The 223-nt window shown below is 69.1% G+C and carries 1 protein-coding gene; it reads left to right on the forward strand.

Annotation, left to right across the window (positions count from 1 at the left end):
• Nucleotides 1-223: FGGY family carbohydrate kinase (locus tag E4K09_RS14050; RefSeq protein WP_244610492.1), on the forward strand; the 223-nt coding region annotated here is incomplete at both ends.

A 223-nucleotide genomic window follows, 5' to 3' on the forward strand; every position in this document is an offset into this window, starting at 1 on the left:
CGACTGGTCGGACGAGGCCCTCGCGGCAACCGGCCTCGACCGCTCGCACATGCCGGAACTCGTCGAGGGTTCGGCACCTTCGGGCCTGTTGCAACCGGAGATCGCCAGGGAATGGGGAATGCGCAGCGACGTCGTCGTTGCCGGCGGCGCGGGCGATGTGGCGGCAGGAGCAGTCGGGCTGGGAGCCATCAACGATGGAGCGGGCTTCATCTCCCTCGGCACA

Origin of the sequence: Microvirga pakistanensis (assembly GCF_004458765.1) — a bacterium.
GTDB classification, from domain to species: Bacteria; Pseudomonadota; Alphaproteobacteria; order Rhizobiales; family Beijerinckiaceae; genus Microvirga; species Microvirga pakistanensis.